Here is a 22,121-nt window from a genome sequence, read left to right on the forward strand (position 1 = left end):
GATCTTGTGACGTACCCGCCGCAGCCCGGCGCGCCGTATCCGGGGCAGGCCGGGCCGCCGTACCAGCAGGCGCCGTTCCCGGTGCAGCAGCCGCCGCCGTACCAGCAGCAGCCGCCGTATCCGCAGGGGCCGTACCAGCAGCCGCCGTTCCCGGTGCAGCAGCCGCCGCCGTACGGGATGCCGCCGCCTCCGCCGGGGCGGCGGGGCGGGGTGGGGCGGACGTTGGCGTGCCTGGGGGTGGTGCTGTTCCTGGTGCTGGGGTTGGCGGTGGGCGGGGTGGTGCTGTTGCACGCGACCCGGCAGCGGCCGCCGGTGCAGGGGTTGTCGACGGGGCTGGAGGGCTGGGAGAAGGTCACCGGGGGGCTGACGGACGCGCTGGCGGCGAAGGACGAGGAGGCGTTCGTCAAGCCGTTCGCGGCGGGGCCGACCAAGGAGAAGCAGCGGCTGGTGTTCCGCAACCTGGTCAAGATCCCGTGGGAGACGGCGCGTTGGGAGGCGCTGATCCCGTTGGACGGGCAGTTGCGGGTGGACTTCGTGCACCAGGTGAAGGGGGTGGACAACTTCCCGATCGCCGAGCAGTACGGGTGGAAGGTGCTCGCCCCGGACGCGGGCACCGAGGTGGTCACCGAGGTCGGCGGGGTGAAGGACAGCCAGGGCAAGAACACCGGTTTCGGCTACTACCCGGCCCCGTGGGACCTGTACGACGAGTTGGCGGTGCAGGTCCGCGACCACCTGGTGGTGATGGCGGACAAGGGCCAGTCGGCCGAGCTGAACAGGGACGTGGAGATCCTGGCCCGGGCGGCGCGGGACGACCTGGCGGCCTGGCAGAAGTACGCTCCGCCGCCGTCCGGGGAACGCCGGGGGGCCGGGGGGTTCTTCGTGGTGCTGGAGAAGAAGCGGGACGTCTACAACAAGCTGTACAAGGGCGACGGCAAGCTCAACGACAGCCTGGAGGCGGGCGTCAACATGCCGATCTGGGCGGCGGACTCGTCGAAGTCGACCCCGGGCGACCCGCTGATCGGCGGCAGCCGGATCGTGATGGACACCGCCGGCGGCCGCTTCACCGGCGACCAGTGGCAGGACGGCGTCACCGACATCGGCCGGCACGAGATGGCGCACGCCATCGTCGCCCCGCTGCTGGCCACGGCCGGGAACTTCGACGGGACGGGCAGCCCGCACGACTGGGTGGCCGAGGGCTTCGCGGAGTACATGGCGCTGCGCGGCAAGGACTCGCTGGCCCGCGACGAGCTGTCGGCGTACCTGAAGGGCGTGCCCTTCGACGGGCGGCTGCCGGGGGACGACGGGTCGTTCTACTCCAGCGACGGCGACCGGCGCACCGCGAACTACACGCTGGCGGGCGACGCGCTGCGGTTCATGGCGTCGAAGTACGGCGACGCCAAGGTCTGCGAGTTCGTGGCGGCGCAGTACGCGCGGCCGCAGGAGTACGAGCAGCAGATCACCTCGGCGACCGGCCAGTCGCTGGCGCAGTTCCAGTCGGCCTGGGCGGCGCACGTCCGCTCGGTCGTGCCGGGCAGGCGCTGACCTCGGCGGATGGCGGGTCCCGGCAGGTGGGAAAGGGCTGGTGGGGACGGGCGACCCCTGTGCTATGAATGGCGCGTCGTTCGTCCCAGGGGGTCCCTTGACGCATCCGCCGCAGCCCGGCGCGCCCGCACCCGAGCAGCCGGAGCAGCCCGGCCCGGCGGTCCCGCGGCCCGAGCAGCCTCAGCAGCAGCTGCCCCGGCAGCGGTCCGAGCAGCAGCACTCCGAGCAGTCACCCGAGCAGTCACCCGAGCGGCCATACGAGCCGCAGTCCGAGCCGCCGGCGCCGCCCGAGCAGCAGCAGCCCGAACTGCCGCCCGCGCAGCAGCCGTACCCGCCGCAGCAGCCCTACCCGCTCCAGCAGCCGTGGGGCGCGCAGGCGTACCCGCCGCCGCAGCAGCAGTACCCGTACGCGTACCCGTGGGGCCCGCCGCCGCCCCGGCCGCCGCGGCTCGCGTCGCGGGTGCTGGCGGTGCTGGCGCTGGTGGGTGTGGCGCTGGTGCTGCTGGCCGCGGTCGGCGGGACGGTGTACCTGCAGGTGGCGAAGGACCGGGACGGGGGGCCGAGGACGCCCGCGTACGTGGCGGAGCAGCAGGCCTGGAGCCGGGTCGCGAAGGGGCTGACGGACGCGCTGGCGGCGAAGGACGAGGAGGCGTTCGTCAGGCCGTTCGCGGCGGGGCCGGTCAGGGAGAAGCAGCGGCTGGTGTTCCGCAACCTGCTGAAGGTGCCGTGGCAGACGGCGCGCTGGGAGGTGTCGACGTCCTCGTTCGAGGGGCAGCTGCGGGTGGACTTCGTGCACCAGGTGCGGGGCGTGGACAACTTCCCGGTGACCGAGGAGTACGGCTGGCAGGTGCGGCCGGTGGATTCGGGCACCGAGGTGATAACCGGGGTCGGCGCGGTGAAGGACCACACCGGCAAGAGCGAGGACAGCGGCTACTACCCGGCGCCGTGGGACCTGTACGACGAGTTGGCGGTGCGTTCGCTCGACCACCTGGTGGTGATGGCGGACAAGGGCCAGACGGTCGAGCTGGACCGGGACGCGGACCTGCTGGCCCGGGCCGCGGCGGACGACCTGGCGGCCTGGCGGCAGTTCGCGCCGGCCTCGGTCGGCGGCCGGCGGGGCGCGCAGGGCTTCTTCGTGGTGCTGGAGCGGAACCGGGACGTCTACAACAAGCTGTACCAGGGCGACGGCAAGCAGGACGACAGCCTGGAGGCGGGCGTCAACATGCCGGTGCCGGCGGCGGACGGGGTGGACCGGCAGGGCGTGACCGGGCTGCTGGTCGGCGGCAGCCGGATCGTGATGGACACCACCGACAGCCGTTTCACCGACGGCGGCTGGAAGGACGGCGTGACGGACATCGGCCGGCACGAGATGGCGCACGCGCTGGTCGCGACGCTGCTGTCCGAGCACCCGTCGGCGAGCGGGAAGGGCCAGCCGCACGACTGGGTGGCGGAGGGCTTCGCCGAGTTCATGGCGCTGCGCGGCAAGGACGACCTGGCCGCCGACGAGCTGGACGGCGCGCTGTCGGAGGTCTCCTTCGACGGGCGGCTGCCGGGCGGGTCGGGCGACTTCTACGCGGACACCATCGAGTCCCGGGGCGCGAACTACGTGCTGAGCGGCGACGCGGTCCGCTACCTGGCGGCGACGTACGGGGACGCGAAGGCGTTCGGGTTCGTCGCCGCGCACTACGCCAGGCCGAGCGAGTACGACCGGCAGCTGACCGAGGCGACCGGCGGGTCGGCGGACGCGTTCCAGGGCGCCTGGGCGGCGCACGTGCGGTCGGAGACCGGCCGGAAGCACTGACCCCCCGGCAGGGGCCCCGGCGGGGCGGGCCGTGGAGCCCGCCCCCTCCGGCTCAGGCCGGGACGGTGGCGTCCTCCGGCGGGATCGGCAGCCGGCCGACCGGCAGCCCGGTCGCGGCCCGCACGGCGGCGGCGACCGCGGCGGGCGCGACCACGGCGGGCACCGCGCTGACGGCCTTGGCGCCGAACGGGGCGACCACGTCGCGCTCCTCCAGCAGGGCGGCGATCCGGACGTCGGGGGTGTCCAGCGCGGTGGGCAGCCGGTAGTGGGTGAGCGAGGCGTTGACGGGGACGCCGTCCTCGGTGCGCAGGTTCTCCAGCAGGGCGAGGCCGACGCCCTGGGCGACGGCGCCCTCGATCCGGTCCTCGATCTGCCGGGGGTTGAGCGCCCGGCCGACGTCCTGGGCGACGGTCACGTCGACCACCCGGACGGCGCCGAGCTCGATGTCGACGTCGACGACGGCCCGCATCGCGCAGAACGCGATCGAGACGAAGGCGTCGCCCTGCCCGGTCTCCGGGTCGAGCGGCTCGGTGGGGTGCGGCCGGCACTGCGCGGTGGCCCAGAGTTCGCGGCCCTCCAGCGCCTCGCTGACCGGCATGCCGAGCACGCCGTCGTACGAGGTGATCTTCCCGTCGGTGATGGTGAGCAGCTCGACGGACATCCCGAAGTCGGCGGCGATCGGCTGCAGCATCTGGTGGCGGACCATCAGCGCGGCCCGCTCGACGGCGCCGCCGGAGACCCAGGTGTGCCGGCCGCGGGCGGACGGGCCGGCCGCGGACTGGTCGGAGTCGACGGGCGCGATGTAGACCTCGCTGACGCCGAGCACCGACTGGACGACCTGCCGGGCCAGGGTGGCGAAGCCCTGGCCGGAGTCGACGGCCGCGCAGATCACGGTGGCGTGGTCGCCGGAGACCCGGACGGTCGCGGTGGCGACCTCGTCCTCGCCCTCGGCGCCGAGCATGTGCACCATGCCGACGGCGTAGCCGATGCCGCGCCGCACCGCGCCGGGGTCGCCCGCGCCGCCGGGGCCGCCGGGCAGCAGCCAGTCGGCCTCCGGGTCGTCGAGCGGGAGGGCGGGCAGCGGGGTGGTGTCGAGCGCGTCGAGCAGCGCGGCGACCGGGGCCGGGCAGGTGACCGGCTGGCCGGTGGGCAGCGGGTCGCCGGTGCCCATCGCGTTGCGGCGGCGGATCTCCACCGGGTCGACGCCGAGCTGCCTGGCGAGCTGGTCGAGCTGCGACTCGTACGCGAAGCAGGTCTGCAGGGCGCCCTCGCCGCGCATCCGGCCGGCCGGCGGGTTGTTGGTGCGCACCGCCCAGGCGTCGACGAAGACGTTGGGGCAGGTGTAGGGGCCGACCGAGAAGGCGACGGCGGCGGCCAGCGCCTCGGCGGAGACGTCGGCGTAGGCGCCGCCGTCGAGCAGGATCTGCGCCTCGACCTTGACCAGCCGGCCCTCGGCGTCGGCGTGGTGGCGGTAGCGCAGCAGGGCGGGGTGCCGGGTGGGGTGGGCCTGGAAGGACTCGGCGCGGGTGAGGACCATCTTGACCGGGCGGCCGGTGCGCAGCGCGAGCAGCGCGAGGGTGACCTGGAAGGAGAGGTCCTCGCGGTCGCCGGTGGCGCCGGGGACGCCGGTGACGACCAGCCGGACCCGGTCGGGGTCGAGGCCGAGGCAGGCGGCGGTGCGGTCGCGGTCGCCGTGCGGGTCGGTGGAGGACAGGTGCAGTTCGACGCCGCCGTCGGGGCGGGGCACGGCGAGTCCGGCCTCGGCGCCGATCGGGGCGGGGTCCTGCCGGCCGACCTGGTAGAGGCCCTCGACGACGACCTCGCCGACCGCGTCGGGGTCGCCGGTGCGCAGCGGCAGGTGGCGCAGCAGGTTGCCGTCGGGGTGCAGCGGGGGGGCGTGGAAGGCGGCCTCGGGGTCGGTGACGGGCTCCAGCACCTCGTACTCGACCAGGATCGCGGCGGCGGCCAGCCGGGCGGTGTCGGGGTGGTCGGCGGCGACGGCGGCGACGGGTTCGCCGTGGTGGCGCACGACGCCGGCGGCGAGCACCGGGCGGTCGGCGGTGACCGGGCCGTCGGGGGCGCCGTCGGGAGTGCCGTCCGGCCCGGCGGGCAGGTCGGCGGCGGTGACCACGGCGTGCACGCCGGGGACGGCGAGCGCGGGGGCGGTGTCCACCGAGACGATCCGGGCGTGCGGGTGCGGGGAGCGCAGCACGGCGCCCCAGAGCAGCCCTTCGGCCCACAGGTCGGCGGCGTACGGGTAGATGCCCAGCGCCTTGGGCAGGGCGTCGGTGCGCAGCGGGGAGGTGCCGAGGCCGGTGGTGCCGGTCTCGGGGTCCGCGGGGGCGGCCGCCGGGAGCTCGGTGGCGGAGGTCATGCGTTCTCGTCCTCGGGGAGGCGGATGCCGTGGGCGGGGGTGGCGTCGTAGCCGGGGTACGGGGTGCCGTAGCCGTCGGTGGCGTAGACGGTGCCGTCGTAGGCGCCCGCGTCCTGGTGGGTGACGGTGCCGAACGGGTCGGCGGCGGGTTCCCGCTGCCAGTCGGCGGGGACGGGGGTGCCGTGCGGCGGGGTGGGCGGGTAGGCGTAGCCGCCGGTGCGCGGGGTCTCGCCCTGGGGTTGGGCGGGGACCAGCTGGTCGGCCTCGTGCCAGAGCTCGGAGTCGGCGTACAGCGGGAGTTCGGCGGCCGGCTCGGGCTGGGCGGGCTCGGCGGCGGGGGCGGCCCTGGGGGCCTGTTCGGCGGCGTCGAGTTCGGCTTCGAGGGCGGCCTCGCGGGCGTCGGCGACGGCCTGGACGGCGGCGAGCGCGCCGCGGTAGCCGGTGCAGCGGCACAGGTTGCCGCAGAGCGCCTGGCGGGCCTCGACCTCGCCGGGCCGGTGGTTGCGCTGCAGCAGGTCGTGCACGGCCATCGCCAGGCCGGGCGTGCAGTAGCCGCACTGGACGGCGCCGGAGTCGGCGAGCGCCTGCTGGACGTCGCTGGCGCCGCCCGCGCCGGACAGGCCCTCGACGGTGTTGATCTCGCTGTCGGCGGCGAGCGCGGCGGGCACCAGGCAGCCGTTGACCAGCTGCCCGTCGACCTGGATCGAGCAGGCCCCGCACTCGCCCTGCTGGCAGCCGTCCTTGGCGCCGGCCAGGCCGAGCCGCTCGCGCAGCACGTACAGCAGGCTCTCGCCGATCCAGGCGTCGGTGACGGGTCGTTCGACGCCGTTGACGCGCAGGGTGTACGAGGCGGTGGGGCGCACGTCTCCGGTGAGCGCCCCGGGGTGGTTCAGCAGTTCGTCCGTCACTTGAGCGCCCTTCCCAGTGCCCGGCGGGCCAGCACCGCCACCGTACGCCGCAGGCGGGCCGCGGCCGGGCCCGCCCCCTCTCCGTTCGCCCCGCCCTCGGGGACGCACGCCCCGGCCACGTACTCGCCGAAGGCGGCGAGCGCGGCGGGGTCGATCAGCACCGCGCCGTCGGCGCCGCGGGCGTCCCAGTCGATGCAGCCGGCCACCCAGCTCTCGGCCTCCAGCGGCCGCAGCGGGACGGGGGCGACGGCGCCGACGGCGCAGCGCACGCCGCGCCGGGCGGGGTCGAGGACGAGGGCGACGGAGGCGGCGGCGCGGGCCGGGCCGCTGCGGCCGGTGGACTTGAGGAAGACCTGGGGGGCGTGCAGCAGCGGGACCCGCACCCAGGTGAGGAGTTCGCCGGGGCGCAGCGGGTCGAGGCCGGTGAGCAGGTGGCTGATCGGGACGTCGCGGACGGCGCCGGCCCGGGTCAGGGTGGCGGTGGCCTCCAGGGCGGCGAGCACCGGCAGGGTGTCGCCGGACGGGTCGCCGGTGGCGATGTTGCCGCCGAGGGTGCCGACGTTGCGCACCTGCGGGGGTCCGGCGGTGCGGGCGGCGTCGGCGAGGGCGGGGATGAGCGCGGCGAAGTCGGGGCGGTCCATCCGGGCGTGGGTGAGTCCGGCGCCGAGGACGGCGGTGCCGCCGTCCTCGTAGCGCCAGCCGCGCAGTTCGGTGATCCGGCCCAGGCCGATCAGCGCGGCCGGCCGCAGCCGCCCGGCGTTGACGGCCTCCATCAGGTCGGTGGCGCCCGCCACCGGCACCGCCCCGGGGGTGACGGCCAGCGCTTCGACGGCCTCGTCCACCGAGGCCGGCAACATGATCGTCCGGTTCACCAGGTTCCCACCGTGCTCCATTTGCAGTGCGGCCTGCCGCCCGTAGGGTACGGGCGATCGGTGCGGGTTGGGCAACTCTGGCACACAAAGACCGCTGATCATTTCCCGGGCGGCGGACAGGACCGAACAACTCGGGACAACTCCGGGCAGCACCGCGATCGAGTCGTGTCCGAGGTGATCGGTTCCTCACCTGGTCATGACGGGCGGGGCGGGCCCGGAGTTCCGCCGTCCTGACTCTCCGTTACGGCGCGGTGCCCGCGCCGGACGGTCCGGGCGGGCCGTCCAGCGGGCGGCCGACGATGCCGGGCTTGCGCTGCCAGGGGCGCGGGCCCTCCGGGTGGCGGTACTCGACGCCGAGGGCGTCCAGCCGCCGGTAGTGGGTGGCCATCCGGCGCTCGAAGCCCGCCCAGTCGCGGGCCTCGGGGTCGCGCGGGAGGTCGGACCAGGCGACCTCGGCGAGCGCGGCCAGCCGCGGGAAGGCCTTGTAGTCGACGTCCCGGCCGCTGTACATGAACTCGGTCCAGAGGTTGGCCTGGGTGCCGATGACGTGCGCGGCGGCGGCCTCGTCGAGCTGCGGCGGGACGGGCTCGAAGCGGTAGACGTCCTCCAGGGTGCGCACCCAGCCGACCGGGACCGGCTCGTCGTCGCCGTCGGCCTGCCGGTGGTCGAGGTACACGTGCTGCTCGGGGCACATCACCACGTCGTGCCCGGCCTCGGCGGCGGCGATCCCGCCGTCGTAGCCGCGCCAGGAGGAGACCGCGGCGCCGGGGGCGAGGCCGCCCTCCAGGATCTCGTCCCAGCCGATCAGCCGGCGGCCGCGCGCGGCCAGCCAGCCGTCGAAGTGCCGGATGACGTGGCTCTGCAGCTCGAACTCGTCCTTCAGGCCGAGTTCGGCGATCCGGGCCTGGGCGGCGGCGGACCGCTTCCACTGGTCCTTGGGGCACTCGTCGCCGCCGAGGTGCACGAAGGTGGAGGGGAAGATCTCCAGCACCTCCTCCAGCACGTGCTCGTAGAAGCGCAGGGTGGCCTCGGAGGGGTTCAGGATGTTCTCGCTGACGCCCCAGTCGGTCCAGGTGCCGAGCGCGGCGGTGTCGACCACGTCGGTGTTGCCGAGCTCGGGGTACGCGGCGATGGCGGCCTGGTTGTGGCCGGGCAGGTCGATCTCGGGGACGACGGTGACGCCCCGGGCGGCCGCGTAGGCGACGATCTCGCGCAGGTCGTCCTGGGTGTAGTGGCCGCCGTGCGGCTGGTCGTCGCGCCGGTTGCCGGCCCGGTAGCCGACCATCGAGCGCTCGCGCCAGCCGCCGACCTCGGTGAGCCGCGGGTAGCGCTTGACCTCGATCCGCCAGCCCTGGTCGTCGGTCAGGTGCAGGTGCAGCACGTTGAGCTTGTGCGCGGCGAGCTGGTCGACGAAGCGCAGCACCCCGGCCTTGGGCATGAAGTGCCGGGCGACGTCCAGCATGGCGCCGCGCCAGCCGAACCGGGGCGCGTCGCGGATCTCCACCGCGGGCACCGTCCAGCTCGCGCCGGGCAGCGGGGCGGTGCGGTACGCGGCGGGGCCGAGCAGCTGGCGCAGGGTCTGCGCGGCGTGGCCGAGGCCCTCGGGGCCGCCGGCGGTGAGCCGGACGGCTCCGGCGTCGGCGCTCAGCCGGTACTCCTCGGGGCCGAGCTCCGGGTCGAGGGCGAGTCGCAGGTCGCCGTCGGAGCCGCCGGCCGGGGCCGGGCCGAGGTCGAAGCCGGTGGCGGCGGAGAGTTCGGCGCGCAGCCGGCGGGCGGGTCCCTCGGTGCCGGGGGCGGCGGCGATCCGGGAGTCGGCGCGCAGGACGAAGGGCGGGGCGTCGGGGCTGGTCCGGACGTGCGACGGGGCTGGGATGAGGTCCATGCGCCCCATCCTGCCCCGGACCCCGCGATTGGCATAGACCAGTCGCGGGGTCTTTCCGCAGGTCGTTCCCGGTCAGTCCTTCTTGTCGTCCCCGTCCGGGTTGTTCAGCCCGTCGAAGATCTCCTTGCACATCGGGCAGACCGGGTACTTCTTCGGGTCGCGCCCGGGCACCCAGACCTTCCCGCACAGCGCCACCACGGGGGACCCGGAGAGCGCGCTCTCCATGATCTTGTCCTTCTGGACGTAGTGGGCGAAGCGCTCGTGGTCGCCGTCCCCGTGCGAAGTCTGCGGGACGGGCTCGACCAGGGTGCCGGTGCCGAGGCCGCGCTCGGGCTCAAGAGTGCTCATAGGTGACAAGTCTATGGGGGCTCCCCGGAAGGGGGCCACCACTCGGCGGCGCCCCGGTCCGGTCCCGGCCCGGGGCCGGTGTCAGTTCAGCAACGGGTCGTCGGGGTAGGTGGCGAGCATCGCCAGCGGGCCGCGCTGGCGGCGCAGCACCTCGCGCCAGAGCCGGTCGGGCTGGGCGCAGGAGACGTCGCCCGCCTCGCAGTCGACCAGGTGCCAGGCGCCCTCGGCGATCTCGTCCTCCAGCTGGCCGGGCGACCAGCCCGAGTAGCCGGCGAACACCCGCATCCCGCCGAGCACCCCGGCCAGCACCTCGGGCGGCACCTCCAGGTCGACCAGGCCGATCGCGCCGTGCACCCGGCGCCAGCCGAGCGGCGCGGCGTGGTGGTCCTCGCCGGGGACGACGGCGACCGCCAGCGCGGAGTCCAGCGCCACCGGGCCGCCCTGGAACAGCACCGCGGGGTGGCCGGCCAGCGGCGCCCAGCCGTCCAGCACCGCGGCCACGTCCACCGGCGTGGGCCGGTTGAGGACCACGCCGAGCGCGCCCTGGTCGTCGTGGTCGAGCAGCAGGACGACCGCCCTGGCGAAGTTCGGGTCCGTCAGCACGGGGGTCGCCACCAGCAGGCGCCCGGTGAGCGAGGGGGCCGCTTCCATGTCTGCCATCATGCCCCGTACCGCCCCTCCCGGCCCATCCGCCGGGGCGCCCGGAGCGCCACCCGGACGGCCCAGTGACGGTGCCGTGGTGCCTCCCCTACAGCATGATCACCATTAGGGCACACCGGAACCAATCGCCCACCCCCTACCATCTAGTGGTGGCGAAGGGCCCTTCCCACGACTCTGCAGCCGAAAACCTCCTGCGCACCCGGATTGCGAGAACGATGACCGACGACGTCCTGCTGGTCCACGGCGGAAACCCGCTCGAAGGCGAGATCCAGATCCGCGGCGCCAAGAACCTGGTCCCCAAGGCCATGGTCGCCGCACTGCTCGGCCAGGGTCCCAGCAGACTGCGCAACGTCCCGGACATCCGGGACGTCAAGGTCGTCCGCGGCCTGCTGCAGCTGCACGGGGTCACCGTCCGCACCGGTGACGAGGACGGCGAGCTGATCCTCGACCCGTCGCACGTGGAGTCCGCGAACGTCGCCGACATCGACGCGCACGCCGGCTCCTCGCGGATCCCGATCCTGTTCTGCGGCCCGCTGCTGCACCGCCTCGGCCACGCGTTCATCCCGGGCCTGGGCGGCTGCGACATCGGCGGCCGCCCGGTCGACTTCCACTTCGAGGTGCTGCGCCAGTTCGGCGCGACCATCGAGAAGCACCCGCAGGGCACCTACCTGGTGGCCGCCCAGCGGCTGCGCGGCACCAAGATCGAGCTGCCGTACCCGTCGGTCGGCGCGACCGAGCAGGTGCTGCTGACCGCGGTGCTCGCCGAGGGCGTCACCGAGCTGCGCAACGCCGCGATCGAGCCGGAGATCGTCGACCTGATCTGCGTGCTGCAGAAGATGGGCGCGATCATCTCGCTGGGCACCGACCGCACCATCCTGGTCACCGGCGTGGACGAGCTCGACGGCTACACCCACCGGGCGCTGCCGGACCGCCTGGAGGCGGCCTCCTGGGCGTGCGCGGCGCTGGCCACCAAGGGCGACATCTACGTCCGGGGCGCCGAGCAGATCCCGATGATGACCTTCCTGAACACCTTCCGGAAGGTCGGCGGCGCCTACGAGATCGACGACGAGGGCATCCGGTTCTGGCACCCGGGCGGCGAGCTCAAGGCGATCGCCCTGGAGACCGACGTCCACCCGGGCTTCCAGACCGACTGGCAGCAGCCGCTGGTGGTGGCGCTGACCCAGGCCACCGGCCTGTCCATCGTGCACGAGACGGTGTACGAGTCGCGGCTGGGCTTCACCGGGGCGCTGAACCAGATGGGCGCGCACATCCAGCTGTACAGCGAGTGCCTGGGCGGCACCCCGTGCCGGTTCGGGGCGCGCAACTTCATGCACTCCGCGGTGGTCTCCGGCCCGTCCAAGCTGATGGGCGGCGAGCTGGTCATCCCCGACCTGCGCGGCGGCTTCTCGTACCTGATCGCGGCGCTGGCGGCCGAGGGCACCTCGACGGTGCACGGCATCGACCTGATCAACCGCGGCTACGAGAACTTCATGGACAAGCTGCGCGACCTGGGCGCGCACATCGAGCTGCCGGCCGGCACCGAGGTGGCCGAGGTCCAGCTGACCGCCTGAGCCGCGGCTCCCGCCCGGAAAGGCCGGTGGCCGGCTCCCCCGAGGGGGAGCCGGCCACCGGTCGCGTTCAGCGGCGGGGGGTCACTTGCCCTTCGCGGCTTCCTTCAGCTTCGAGCCGGCGCTCACCTTGACGCTGTAGCCCTCGGCGATCTGGATGGGCTCGCCGGTCTGCGGGTTGCGGGCGGTGCGGGCGGCGCGCAGGGTGCGCTCGAAGGTCAGGAAACCGGGGATGGTGACCTTCTCGTCGCCCTTGGCGACGACCTCGCCGGTGATCTCGGCGAAGGCGGCCAGCACGGCGTCGGCGTCCTTGCGGGTCACCTCGGCGCGCTCGGCCAGCGCGGCCACCAGCTCACTGCGGTTCATGTGTACTCCTGTGGTCTGTTGCTCTGCCGTGCGCGGAGGCGTGGCCGGTCCGCGCGACGGTGCTGTTCAGGCGAGGGGTGGTCTGGGGCCGGGCTCGCACCGCGAAGCGCCGCAAACTGCCCGCCTGGGTACGAATCCTGCCCCGACCGGCACTGAGAAAGCCAATCGGGCACCGGCGTGGTTGACCCGAACAGCGCCCGCCGGACGGAGGTGTGACGCTCCGTCGGCTCCGGAGTGGCCGGAGCGGGCGGCGGCCGGGACGACACGCCGTGGCGCAACCGGGGACGTACCGTACTTGTCGGACACGCCTCCCCGTCGCAGGGCTACCGTACGCCCTGGCACCGACAAGCCCAAACACACCCCTTGCCCTTGTGTCGCAAGGGCTCCGGCGCCCCCGTGCGCGGCGGGGGCGCCGGAGCGGCGCGACTCAGAGCCGAACGGCCGGGAAAGCACCGGTGTCGAGGGTGCCGACGATGCCCGCGGTGGGCCGCTCCGGGGCCGCCTCGGCGCCGCCCCGGGCCGCCAGGGCGGCCTCCCGGACGGCGGCCGCGACGGTGTTGGCCACGTTCGGGTGGAAGACGCTGGGGATGATGTAGTTCGGGTTCAGCTCGTCGTCGGTGACGGTGGTGGCCAGCGCCCGGGCGGCGGCCAGCATCATCTCGGTGTCGACGCTGGCGCTCTGCGCGTCCAGCAGGCCGCGGAAGACGCCGGGGAAGACCAGCACGTTGTTGATCTGGTTCGGGAAGTCGCTGCGGCCGGTGGCGACCACCGCGGCGGTCTGCCGGGCCACCGCCGGGTCGACCTCCGGGTCGGGGTTGGCCAGCGCGAAGACGACCGCGTCCTTGGCCATGGTGGCCAGGTCGTCGCCGTCCAGCACGTTCGGGGCGGAGACGCCGATGAACACGTCCGCGTCGGCCACCGCCTCCTTGAGGGTGCCGGTGCGGCCGGAGCGGTTGGTGTTCTCGGCGATCCAGCGCAGGCTGCCGTCCAGGTCGTCGCGGCCCTCGTGGACCACGCCGCGGACGTCCGCCACGGTGGCGTGCGCGACGCCGGCCGCCATCAGCAGCTTGAGGATCGCGGTGCCCGCGGCGCCGGCGCCGCTCATCACCACCCGGATCTCGCCGATCTCCTTGCCGACGACCTTCAGCGCGTTGGTCAGCGCGGCCAGCACCACGATCGCGGTGCCGTGCTGGTCGTCGTGGAAGACCGGGATGTCCAGCGCCTCGCGCAGCCGGGCCTCGATCTCGAAGCAGCGCGGCGCGGAGATGTCCTCCAGGTTGATGCCCGCGAAGCCCGGCGCGATCGCCTTGACGATCGCCACGATCTCGTCGGCGTCCTGGGTGTCCAGGCACAGCGGCCAGGCGTCGATGCCCGCGAACCGCTTGAACAGCGCCGCCTTGCCCTCCATCACCGGCAGCGCGGCCTTCGGGCCGATGTTGCCCAGGCCCAGCACGGCGGAGCCGTCGGTGACCACCGCGACGCTGTTGCGCTTGATGGTCAGCCGGCGGGCGTCCTCGGGGTTCTCCGCGATCGCCATGCAGACCCGGGCCACGCCGGGGGTGTAGATCATGCTCAGGTCGTCGCGGTTGCGGATCGGCAGCTTCGAGGACATCTCGATCTTGCCGCCGAGGTGCATCAGGAAGGTGCGGTCGGAGACCTTGCCGATGCTCACGCCGTCGATGGTGCGGAGCTTCTCGACGATCTCCTGGCCGTGCGCCACCGAGGAGGCGGCCACCGTGACGTCGATCCGCAGCGCCTCCAGGCCGGAGGCCGTGACGTCGAGACCGGTGACCGAACCGCCGGAGGACTCCACCGCGGTGGTGATCGAGCTCACCGCGTTGCCGGTGGCCGGGACCTCCAACCGGACCGTGATCGAGTTCGAGACACTGGGCACCGTCGCCATCGACGTCCTTCTTCCTGAATCAACAAAGTGTTGAAGTTCCATGCCGCTCGGCATGCTAGACCTCGATGGTCGCACCGACCAAGGGGTTGCCAGAAATAACGCGCTCCGAGTGTGCGGACCCCACAAACCGGGCGGTCCGGAACCGGGCCTCCTTGCCCGTCGGCGCGGATGCGTTACATTGGAACGGCACCGGCTCGATCCAAGCCCCCGGGCCCAACCTTCGTCCCTTCGAGGGACCACTTGCCGCGAGGCGAGCATGGCGGGTCGGTGCACCACGTGGCGAAGGCCCCCCACCCGACGGGTGGGGGGCCTTCCGCCTGTCCGGCTACTTCAGCAGCGCGGGCACGCCCGCCGCGTCCGGCAGGTCGTCCGGGCCGGAGAGCACGGTCAGCCGCTGGGTGGCCCGGGTCAGCGCCACGTACAGCACCCGCAGGCCCGCCTCCGACTCGCCCGCGATGCCGGTCGGGTCGGCGACCACCGTCGCGTCGTACTCCAGGCCCTTCGCCTCCAGGCTGCCCAGCGCCACCACCCGCCCGCCCAGGCCCTCGGCCCAGCCCGCCGCCTCGGCCCGGCGGTCCATCGGGACCACCACCGCGACGGTGCCGTCCACCTCGCCCAGCAGCCGCTCCAGCTCGGCCCGGGCGGCCGCGCCGAACGCCGCCGGGTCCGGCTCGCGGACCGCGGCGAACCTCGGGTGCGCGCCGGTGGAGCGCACCGCGCTCGGCGACGGCGTGCCCGGGGCCGCCAGCTCCAGCACCTTCGCCGCCACCTCGGCGATCTCCGCCGGGTTGCGGTAGTTCACGGTCAGCGTGTGCCGGCGGCGCGGCTTGCCCGCCAGCACCTCGTCCATCGCCGCCCGCGCCTCCTCCGGGAACGGCCAGGACGACTGCGCCGGGTCGCCGACGATCGTCCAGGTCGCCGTCCGGGAGCGGCGGCCGATCATCCGCCACTGCATCGGGGTCAGGTCCTGCGCCTCGTCGACGATCACGTGCGCGTACTCGCGCCGCTCCTCCGGCACCCGCTCGCGCTCGCGCTGCCGGTAGGCCCGCTCGCCGTACGTGGTGACCTCGTCCAGGCCGGTCAGCAGGTCCACCGCGTCCACCTCGCGCACCTTCGGGCGGGCCGGCTCGCCGAGCAGCACCTGCAGCTCGTCGACCAGCGCCACGTCGTGCGCCGACAGGTCGCCCGCGCCGCGCTCGTCCAGGTGCCGCCAGGACGCGGCGAGCAGCCGGGACTCCTCCGGGGTGACCGCGCGGCGGGCGATCCGGTTGGTGTGCCGGTGCTGCCTGAGGGTCGCCAGCACCCGGCGCGGGGTCAGGACGGGCCACCAGGCGTCCAGGAACTCCAGGAACGGCGCCTCGTCGGACACGTACTCGTCGAAGGACTCGCGCTCCTCCTGGCGCTGCTCGCGCTCCGCGTACGTGGTCGGCTTCGGCAGGTCGCGGAGCGCCTCCGACCAGAGGGCGTCCAGCAGCAGGCGGCGGGCCCGCGGGCGCAGCAGGTTCAGCGGCGTGCCGCCGCCGCCCACCACGTTGCCGCGCACCGCCTTCAGCCGGCCCGCGTCCAGCCGCAGCGCCCGGCCGCGGGCGAACACCTTCAGCTCGGTCGGCGCGCCCAGCTCCAGGGCCGCCCGGGCGGCCCGGCGCAGCAGCTGGACCATCCGCGCCGAGCCCTTGATCCGGGACACCTCGGGGCTGTCGTAGCGGGACGCCTCGATCCCGTCCACCAGGCTGCCGACCGCGCGGATCGCCACCTGGCCCTCCTCGCCCAGCGCGGGCAGCACGCCCTCGGTGTACGAGACCAGCAGCGCGGTCGGGCTGACCACCAGGATGCCCCCGGCGTACCGGCGGCGGTCCTGGTAGAGCAGGAACGCGGCCCGGTGGAGCGCGACGGCGGTCTTCCCGGTGCCCGGCCCGCCGGTGACCAGGGTGGCGCCGGCGGCGGGAGCCCGGATCACCTCGTCCTGCTCGCGCTGGATCGACGAGACGATGTCGCGCATCGAGTGGCCGCGGGCCCGGCCGAGCGTCGCCATCAGGGCGCCGTCGCCGACCACCGGCAGCTCCTCGCCGCCGAGCGTGGGCGTCAGGTCGGGACGCAGCAGGTCGTCCTCGACGCCGATCACCTTCCGGCCCTTCGAGCGGATCACCCGCCGCCGGACCACCCGGCCCGGCTCCAGCGGCGTCGCCCGGTAGAACGGCGCGGCCGCCGGGGCCCGCCAGTCGATCACCAGCGGGCCGAACTCGGCGTCCAGCACGCCGAGCCGCCCGATGTGCAGGCTCTCGGCGACGGCCGGGTCGGCCGGATCCATCGGCGTCTGGGACGGGATCCCGTGCTCCTCCGGCGCGTCGGCCTGCTGGAGGTCGATCCGTCCGAACAGGAAGTCCTCGAACTCGTTGTTCAACCGCTGCAGGTGCGCCCCGGCCCGGTAGACCTGCGCGTCCCGTTCGGCGAGTGCGCCGGGGGTGCCGACCTGCACCCGCTTCGCGGCGTCCTCCAGGATGTACTCCGCCTCGGCCAGTTTCTCCTCCAACCGCCGGTAGACGGTGTCGAGGTGGCGCTGTTCGCCCGCGATCTCGCGGTCGCGGACAGTGTCGGATCGGTGCTCGGCGGAACCGTGCGCGCCCAAGGAGCCCCCAAAGGTGCGGAGAAAAAGGCGGACGGAAGATCTTACAGGGAACCGGACACCCCTTCGGCCGTCGGGGAGCACTCGGGAGCGCGGCGGGGGGCGCGCCGGGCTCCGGGGGCCCCGCTCAGTGGTCGAGCGTCAGCCGGTAGCCCCGCTTGACGACGGTGGTGATCAGCCTCGGCGCGCCCAGCGCCTGGCGCAGGCGGGCCATCGCGGTCTCGACGGCGTGCTCGTCGTCGCCGCTGCCCGGCAGGGCGCGGAGCAGGTCGGCGCGCGGGACGACCCAGCCGGGGTGGCGGGCGAGGGTGCGCAGCAGGGCCATGCCGGCCGGCGGGACGGGGCGCAGCAGGCCGTCGACGAGGGCGGCCTGGCCGCGCAGTTCGAGGGTGTGCCCGGCCACCGGGAGGCGGCGGGCGCGCTCGGGGAGGGCGGTGGTGAGGGTCTGCACCATCGCGCCCAGCCGCATCCGCTCGGGCCAGACGGTGGGGACGTCGAGCGCGTCGAGCGGCGCGGAGGTGACCGGGCCGACGCAGACCGCGAGGACGTCGCGGCGCAGGGCGTGCAGCAGTTCCTCGGTGCGGCCGCGCTGCCGGGCCCGGTCGAGCAGGCTGATCGCGGCGGGCGCGGAGGTGAAGGTGACGGCGTCGAGCGCGCCGGCGCAGGTCGCGTCGAGGAGCCGGTCGAGCGGGCCGAGGTCGGCGGGCGGCAGCCAGCGGTAGACCGGGACCTCGACGACGTCGGCGCCGGCGGTGCGCAGCGACTCGACGAAGCCGGGCAGCGGGGCGCCGTGCAGCTGGACGGCGATCCGCCGGCCGTCGACGCCCTCCGCCAGCAGGTGGGAGAGCACCTCGGCGGAGGACTCGGTCGCGGCGGAGTAGGACTCGCGCAGCCCGGCGGCCCGGATCGCGCCCTTGGCCTTGGGGCCGCGGGCGAGCACCGAGGCCCGGCCGAGGGCGGCGCGCAGGTCCTCGCCGAGGTCCCAGCCGTCGGCGGCCTCCAGCCAGCCGCGGAAGCCGATGCCGGTGGTGGCGACGGCGAGGTCGGGCGGGTCGGCGATCAGGGCGCGGGTGGCCGCGTGCAGGTCGGTGTCGTCCGCGAGCGGGACGATCCGCAGCGCGGGTGCGCGCAGCACGCTGGCGCCCCGGCGTTGCAGCAGGGCGGCGAGTTCGTCGGCGCGGCGGGCGGCGGTGATGCCGATGGTCCAGCCCGCGAGCGGACCGGTCTCGGCGGGCCCGGGTTCGTCCTGCAGGCTTCGGGTCGGGTCGGCCATGCGGTGTCGTCCTTCGGTGCGCCGCCCCGGGTGTCCTGGCTGGGGACGGGGGCGGCGGTGGGTCGGGTGGGTGGGTGATCAATCGTCGCCGGTCGCGGTGTCACCCCCGGGTCGCTCCGATTACCGGCGTGTTTCGGCCGCTGGTCGGGAGCACCCGGGGGTGTGACGGTGGTTCAGACCTGTGCGAGGGCGGGCGCGTCGGCGGTGCGGGCGGCGCCGGCCGGGCGGCGGAGGTAGACGGCCCAGGTGAGGGCGGAGCAGACGGCGTAGGCGGCGAGGAAGGAGGCGAAGGCGGGGGTGCCGGACTTGGCGACCAGGAAGGACTCGCGGAAGGCCAGGTTGATGAAGAGGCCGCCGAGGGCGCCGACCGCGCCGATCACGCCGATCGCGGCGCCGGACATCCTGCGGGACCAGGCGGCGGCGTCCTCGGGGGTGGCGCCGGCCGCGATCCGGTCCTGGGCCTTGGCGTCGAAGATGCCGGGGATCATCTTGTAGGTGGAGCCGTTGCCGAGCCCGGCGAGGGCGAACAGGGCGACGAAGCCGGTGAGGAAGACCGGCAGCGAGCGGATCGACGAGGCGTAGGTGACCACGCTCGCGGCGGCGGCCATCGCGGCGAAGTTCCACAGCGTGATCCGGGCGCCGCCGAACCGGTCGGCGAGCTTCCCGCCGAGCGGGCGGACCACCGAGCCCAGCAGCGGGCCGAGGAAGGTGAGCTGGGCGGCCTGCAGCGGGGTGCGGCCGAACTGGTTCTGCAGCACCAGGCCGAAGGCGAAGGAGAAGCCAATAAAAGAGCCGAAGGTGCCGACGTACAGCACCGACATCAGCCAGGTGTGCTTCTCCCCGAGCACGGCGGCGAGCGAGCCGGTGTCGGACTTCATCGGGGCCAGGTTGTCCATGAACAGGGCGGCGCACAGCGCGGCGACCACGATCAGCGGCAGGTAGACGGCGAGCACGACCCGCGGGTGCCCGGCGCCGGCCCAGGCGATCACGCCGAGCGCGACCAGCTGGATCACCGGCACCCCGATGTTGCCGCCGCCGGCGTTCAGGCCCAGCGCCCAGCCCTTGTGCCGGGCCGGGTAGAAGGCGTTGATGTTGGTCATCGAGGAGGCGAAGTTGCCGCCGCCGAACCCGGTGAGCGCGGCGACCAGCATGAAGGTGGTGTACGAGGTGCCGGGGTGCATGACGTACGCGGCGGCCAGCGCCGGGACGATCAGCAGCAGCGCGGAGAAGACCGTCCAGTTCCGGCCGCCGAACCGGGCGACCGCCACCGTGTAGGGGATCCGGACGAAGGAGCCGACCAGGGTGGGCATCGCGACCAGGAAGAACTTCCCGGCCGGGTCGATGCCGTACTCCTTGCCCATGAAGAGCACCATCACCGACCAGAGGCTCCAGATCGAGAAGCCGATGTGCTCGGAGAGCACCGAGAAGGCGAGGTTGCGCCGGGCCGTCCGGCGGCCGGTGGCCTCCCAGAAGGCGGTGTCCTCCGGGTCCCAGTGCTGGATCCAGCGCCCGCCGGTCCTGCCGTTCGTGGTGGTGCCGTCCATGGTCGAGCTCCTTCGAGTGCGGGTGTCCGAGACCCTCTGCCACTGACGCTAGGAGCCCACGATTTCGGGTTCGTTGTGCGGTGTGAAGGGTGCGGAACCGTCCTCTCACCCGTCGGCCGCCCGGGGTGTGAGGCCCGGGAACGCACGAGAGCCGCCCTCCGGGACGGAGGGCGGCTCTGCGATGCACATGGGGTGGTGGAGATGCCGGGAATCGAACCCGGGTCCAGTGAAGTGGATTCAGGACTTCTCCGAGCGCAGTCCGCTGTGATTTTCTCGGCCCTGGCGGTCACGCGGACAAGCCGCCAACAGGCCCAGCCACTGTTTGGTTTCCCCTCCACCCCCGTGGCCGGGGTGGAGGGTTGAGTTCCCTAGATTATGCCAGGATCCGGGTCGGGAACGCCCCGGGCTGACACCCATTCACTTTCGCAGACTAGGCTGCGAGAGCGAACTGCTGGGAATCGCGCTTAGAGTTGGCGATTATTTTTTTGCGACAGGTGGTTTACGAGATCATTGCCGCGTTCCTCGGCTCGCTTCTCCTGTTTCGACTGTCACTGTCGAAACCGATCATCCCCATGTTGATTTGACAAACAGCACCGGTGAGGGCGACCCCTCTCCGGGTGGTGCGCTGCCATAGTACTCAACCCGCGCGTCAAGGGTCCAGCGCATTAACCGGTGACGGCGGGCCGGTGGCGGTTCAGCCCTGGCCGGAGCGGCGCCGGGCGGCGGCCACCGCGCGGTCGGACTCGCGGCGGTCCTGGCGTTCGCGCAGGGTCTGCCGCTTGTCGTACAGCTTCTTGCCGACCGCGAGGGCGAGTTCGAGCTTGGCGCGGCCGTCCTTGAAGTACAGGGACAGCGGGACCAGCGTGTGGCCGGTCTCCTTCACCTTCGACTCGATCTTGCGGATCTCCATCTTGTGCAGCAGCAGCTTGCGCTTGCGCCGCGCCGAGTGGTTGGTCCAGGTGCCCTGGGCGTACTCGGGGATGAAGACGTTGTCGATCCAGGCCTCACCGCCCTGGACGTACGCGTAGCCGTCGACCAGGTTGGCCCGGCCCTCGCGGAGCGACTTGACCTCGGTACCGGTGAGCACCATCCCGCACTCGTAGGTGTCGAGGATCGTGTACTCGTGCCGCGCCTTCTTGTTCTGCGCGACCAGCTTCTTGCCCGTTTCCTTTGCCATAGCCCGGCCATTCTCGCACCTCGGCGGCGGGCGCGGCAGCCCCTTTACGGCGCGGCGGGGGAACCGGGCCCGGGGGGCGAGGCGGGCGCGGTGGGCGTGGTGGGCGCGGCGGGCCCGGTGGGCGTGGTGGGCGCGGTGGAGCCCGCGGGGTCCGCGGGGGTGCTCAGCCCGTCCAGCACCCGCAGGGCGAGCGCCTGCGGGTCCTCGCCGGCGGCCGGCACGTCGGGCTGGACGCCGGTGCCGTCCGGGGAGCGGCCGGCCGGGGTCTGGTAGCGGCCGACGGTGAGCTCCAGCACCGAGCCGTCGGCGAGCCGGCTGGGCTGCTGGACGGTGCCCTTGCCGAAGGTGCGGGTGCCGACCAGGACGGCCCGGCTGCGGTCCTGGAGCGCGCCGGCCAGCAGTTCGGCGGCGCTCATGGTGCCGCCGTCGACCAGCACCACCAGCGGGACGGCGGTGTCGCCGCCCGGGGCGGCGGTGAGCTCGCGGTGCTCGCCGCGCTCCTGGTAGCTGGCCACCGGTCCGCCGTCCAGGAACACCGAGGCGGTGGCGACGGCCTCCGCGACCAGCCCGCCGGAGTTGCCGCGCAGGTCGAGCACCACGCCCCGGGCGCCGGCCGCGGCGGCCCGGACCTGGTCGGCGACGCCCTCGGTGAAGGCGTGCACGGCGATCCGGGCGACCCCGGGCGCCGGGCGGTCGGACTCGACCTCGCGGGCGGCCAGTTCGGTCCGGGTCAGGGTGAGCTGGCGCACCGGCCCCGCCTCGTCCCGGACGCCCACGGCGACCGCGCTGCCGGCCGGTCCGCCGCGCAGCCGGGAGACCAGCTCGGTGACCGGCAGCTGCTCGGCGGGCGTCCCGTCGACGCTGACCAGGTGCTCGCCGGGGGCGATGCCGGCCCGCGCGGCGGGCGAGCCGGGCAGCACCTCGGCGACCGTGGTGGGCCCGCCGGCCTCCCGGTCCACGCTCAGCCCGACGCCCGCGTACCGGCCGCCGGTGAGGTCCGCGTACTGCTGCGGGCTCAGGTAGGCCGCCCAGCGGTCGCCGCTGCTGCCGACCAGCTGCCGGGCCTGCTGCGGGGTGAGGTCCGCCCCCGCCAGGTCGGGGCCGGGCGGGCGGGCGTCGGACGACGAAGGGGCCTGGGGGGAGCCTTCCGGCTCTCCCCAGGCCCCCGAGGCGGCTCCGGCGAACAGCACCGCGCCGAACACCAGCCCGAGCGTCATCCCCTGGCGTACCCGCGGCGCTGTCGGCATGCCTGCGAGTCTAGGCGGGCGGACGCGCGGTCC

At 74.2% G+C, this 22,121-nt stretch carries 16 protein-coding genes and 1 other RNA gene; 3 read left to right on the plus strand and 14 right to left on the minus strand.

The genetic code is table 11. The features are described 5' to 3' along the window. Nucleotides 1-6 precede the first annotated feature (6 nt). Both ACZ3J7_RS19805 and ACZ3J7_RS19810 read left to right on the plus strand, forming a co-directional pair. Entirely contained in the window at nt 7-1,542 is a 1,536-nt protein-coding gene (locus ACZ3J7_RS19805; RefSeq protein WP_465622651.1) for a hypothetical protein, read from the plus strand. 97 nt (nt 1,543-1,639) lie between these two features. Beyond that, nucleotides 1,640-3,343 (plus strand): hypothetical protein, encoded by a 1,704-nt coding sequence (locus ACZ3J7_RS19810; protein ID WP_465622653.1) that lies wholly within the window; start codon nt 1,640-1,642, stop codon nt 3,341-3,343. A 52-nt stretch (nt 3,344-3,395) separates the two neighbouring features. Here ACZ3J7_RS19810 and ACZ3J7_RS19815 read toward each other — a convergent pair whose 3' ends face one another. The 6 genes from ACZ3J7_RS19815 to ACZ3J7_RS19840 form a co-directional block, all read right to left on the minus strand. After that, entirely contained in the window at nt 3,396-5,717 is a 2,322-nt protein-coding gene (locus ACZ3J7_RS19815; RefSeq protein ID WP_465622656.1) for a xanthine dehydrogenase family protein molybdopterin-binding subunit, read from the minus strand. Next, entirely contained in the window at nt 5,714-6,625 is a 912-nt protein-coding gene (locus ACZ3J7_RS19820) for a (2Fe-2S)-binding protein (protein ID WP_465622659.1), read from the minus strand. The genes ACZ3J7_RS19815 and ACZ3J7_RS19820 overlap by 4 nt, the downstream gene beginning before the upstream one ends. Continuing rightward, a complete protein-coding gene (locus ACZ3J7_RS19825) occupies nt 6,622-7,518 on the minus strand; it encodes an FAD binding domain-containing protein (RefSeq protein WP_465622661.1) in 897 nt (298 codons plus the stop codon). The genes ACZ3J7_RS19820 and ACZ3J7_RS19825 overlap by 4 nt, the downstream gene beginning before the upstream one ends. Before the next feature lie 220 nt (nt 7,519-7,738). After that, nucleotides 7,739-9,379 (minus strand): beta-N-acetylhexosaminidase, encoded by a 1,641-nt coding sequence (locus ACZ3J7_RS19830; protein ID WP_465622663.1) that lies wholly within the window; start codon nt 9,377-9,379, stop codon nt 7,739-7,741. A 72-nt stretch (nt 9,380-9,451) separates the two neighbouring features. Continuing rightward, complete coding sequence (locus tag ACZ3J7_RS19835) at nt 9,452-9,727, minus strand: DUF3039 domain-containing protein (protein WP_014136001.1); 276 nt, start codon at nt 9,725-9,727, stop codon at nt 9,452-9,454. Nucleotides 9,728-9,808: 81 nt separating this feature from the next. After that, entirely contained in the window at nt 9,809-10,378 is a 570-nt protein-coding gene (locus tag ACZ3J7_RS19840) for a YqgE/AlgH family protein (RefSeq protein WP_465622666.1), read from the minus strand. Nucleotides 10,379-10,602: 224 nt separating this feature from the next. Here ACZ3J7_RS19840 and murA point away from each other — a divergent pair, with 224 nt between their 5' ends. Further along, the gene (murA, locus tag ACZ3J7_RS19845; protein WP_465622669.1) at nt 10,603-11,958 is read left to right on the plus strand and encodes a UDP-N-acetylglucosamine 1-carboxyvinyltransferase; all 1,356 of its coding nucleotides are present in this window, start codon (nt 10,603-10,605) and stop codon (nt 11,956-11,958) included. A gap of 81 nt (nt 11,959-12,039) precedes the next feature. On the opposite strand, the gene ACZ3J7_RS19850 is transcribed toward murA, so the two are convergent. The 8 genes from ACZ3J7_RS19850 to ACZ3J7_RS19885 all read right to left on the minus strand — a co-directional run bounded on the left by ACZ3J7_RS19850 (nt 12,040) and on the right by ACZ3J7_RS19885 (nt 22,088). Continuing rightward, nucleotides 12,040-12,321 carry an HU family DNA-binding protein gene (locus tag ACZ3J7_RS19850; RefSeq protein ID WP_030459611.1) on the minus strand — a complete coding sequence of 94 codons (282 nt, stop codon included), beginning with the start codon at nt 12,319-12,321 and terminating at the stop codon, nt 12,040-12,042. Nucleotides 12,322-12,748: 427 nt separating this feature from the next. Next, a complete protein-coding gene (locus ACZ3J7_RS19855) occupies nt 12,749-14,224 on the minus strand; it encodes an NAD-dependent malic enzyme (protein WP_465622673.1) in 1,476 nt (491 codons plus the stop codon). Between the two features lie 325 nt (nt 14,225-14,549). After that, nucleotides 14,550-16,850, minus strand: a complete 2,301-nt coding sequence (locus ACZ3J7_RS19860; protein ID WP_465622677.1) for a HelD family protein — start codon at nt 16,848-16,850, stop codon at nt 14,550-14,552. 124 nt (nt 16,851-16,974) lie between these two features. Further along, nucleotides 16,975-18,120 carry a uroporphyrinogen-III synthase gene (locus ACZ3J7_RS19865; protein ID WP_465622681.1) on the minus strand — a complete coding sequence of 382 codons (1,146 nt, stop codon included), beginning with the start codon at nt 18,118-18,120 and terminating at the stop codon, nt 16,975-16,977. 173 nt (nt 18,121-18,293) lie between these two features. Continuing rightward, complete coding sequence (locus ACZ3J7_RS19870) at nt 18,294-19,664, minus strand: nitrate/nitrite transporter (protein ID WP_465622685.1); 1,371 nt, start codon at nt 19,662-19,664, stop codon at nt 18,294-18,296. 193 nt (nt 19,665-19,857) lie between these two features. Beyond that, nucleotides 19,858-20,236, minus strand: a transfer-messenger RNA (tmRNA) gene (ssrA, locus tag ACZ3J7_RS19875). A 122-nt stretch (nt 20,237-20,358) separates the two neighbouring features. Next, on the minus strand, nt 20,359-20,841 hold the full coding sequence (smpB, locus tag ACZ3J7_RS19880; RefSeq protein ID WP_014136009.1) for an SsrA-binding protein SmpB: 483 nt from the start codon (nt 20,839-20,841) through the stop codon (nt 20,359-20,361). A gap of 44 nt (nt 20,842-20,885) precedes the next feature. Continuing rightward, nucleotides 20,886-22,088 (minus strand): S41 family peptidase, encoded by a 1,203-nt coding sequence (locus ACZ3J7_RS19885; RefSeq protein ID WP_465622691.1) that lies wholly within the window; start codon nt 22,086-22,088, stop codon nt 20,886-20,888. Nucleotides 22,089-22,121: the final 33 nt, after the last annotated feature.

It is taken from the genome of Kitasatospora sp. NPDC015121 (assembly GCF_055562955.1).

Coding starts and splice junctions, on each gene's coding strand:
- ACZ3J7_RS19825 (WP_465622661.1), bottom strand. CDS start 7,518: ATGGAGCACGGTGGGAACCTGGTGAACCGGACGATCATGTTGCCGGCC.
- murA (WP_465622669.1), top strand. CDS start 10,603: ATGACCGACGACGTCCTGCTGGTCCACGGCGGAAACCCGCTCGAAGGC.
- ACZ3J7_RS19865 (WP_465622681.1), bottom strand. CDS start 18,120: ATGGCCGACCCGACCCGAAGCCTGCAGGACGAACCCGGGCCCGCCGAG.
- ACZ3J7_RS19850 (WP_030459611.1), bottom strand. CDS start 12,321: ATGAACCGCAGTGAGCTGGTGGCCGCGCTGGCCGAGCGCGCCGAGGTG.
- ACZ3J7_RS19815 (WP_465622656.1), bottom strand. CDS start 5,717: ATGACCTCCGCCACCGAGCTCCCGGCGGCCGCCCCCGCGGACCCCGAG.
- smpB (WP_014136009.1), bottom strand. CDS start 20,841: ATGGCAAAGGAAACGGGCAAGAAGCTGGTCGCGCAGAACAAGAAGGCG.
- ACZ3J7_RS19855 (WP_465622673.1), bottom strand. CDS start 14,224: ATGGCGACGGTGCCCAGTGTCTCGAACTCGATCACGGTCCGGTTGGAG.
- ACZ3J7_RS19885 (WP_465622691.1), bottom strand. CDS start 22,088: ATGCCGACAGCGCCGCGGGTACGCCAGGGGATGACGCTCGGGCTGGTG.
- ACZ3J7_RS19830 (WP_465622663.1), bottom strand. CDS start 9,379: ATGGACCTCATCCCAGCCCCGTCGCACGTCCGGACCAGCCCCGACGCC.
- ACZ3J7_RS19870 (WP_465622685.1), bottom strand. CDS start 19,664: ATGGACGGCACCACCACGAACGGCAGGACCGGCGGGCGCTGGATCCAG.
- ACZ3J7_RS19840 (WP_465622666.1), bottom strand. CDS start 10,378: ATGGAAGCGGCCCCCTCGCTCACCGGGCGCCTGCTGGTGGCGACCCCC.
- ACZ3J7_RS19835 (WP_014136001.1), bottom strand. CDS start 9,727: ATGAGCACTCTTGAGCCCGAGCGCGGCCTCGGCACCGGCACCCTGGTC.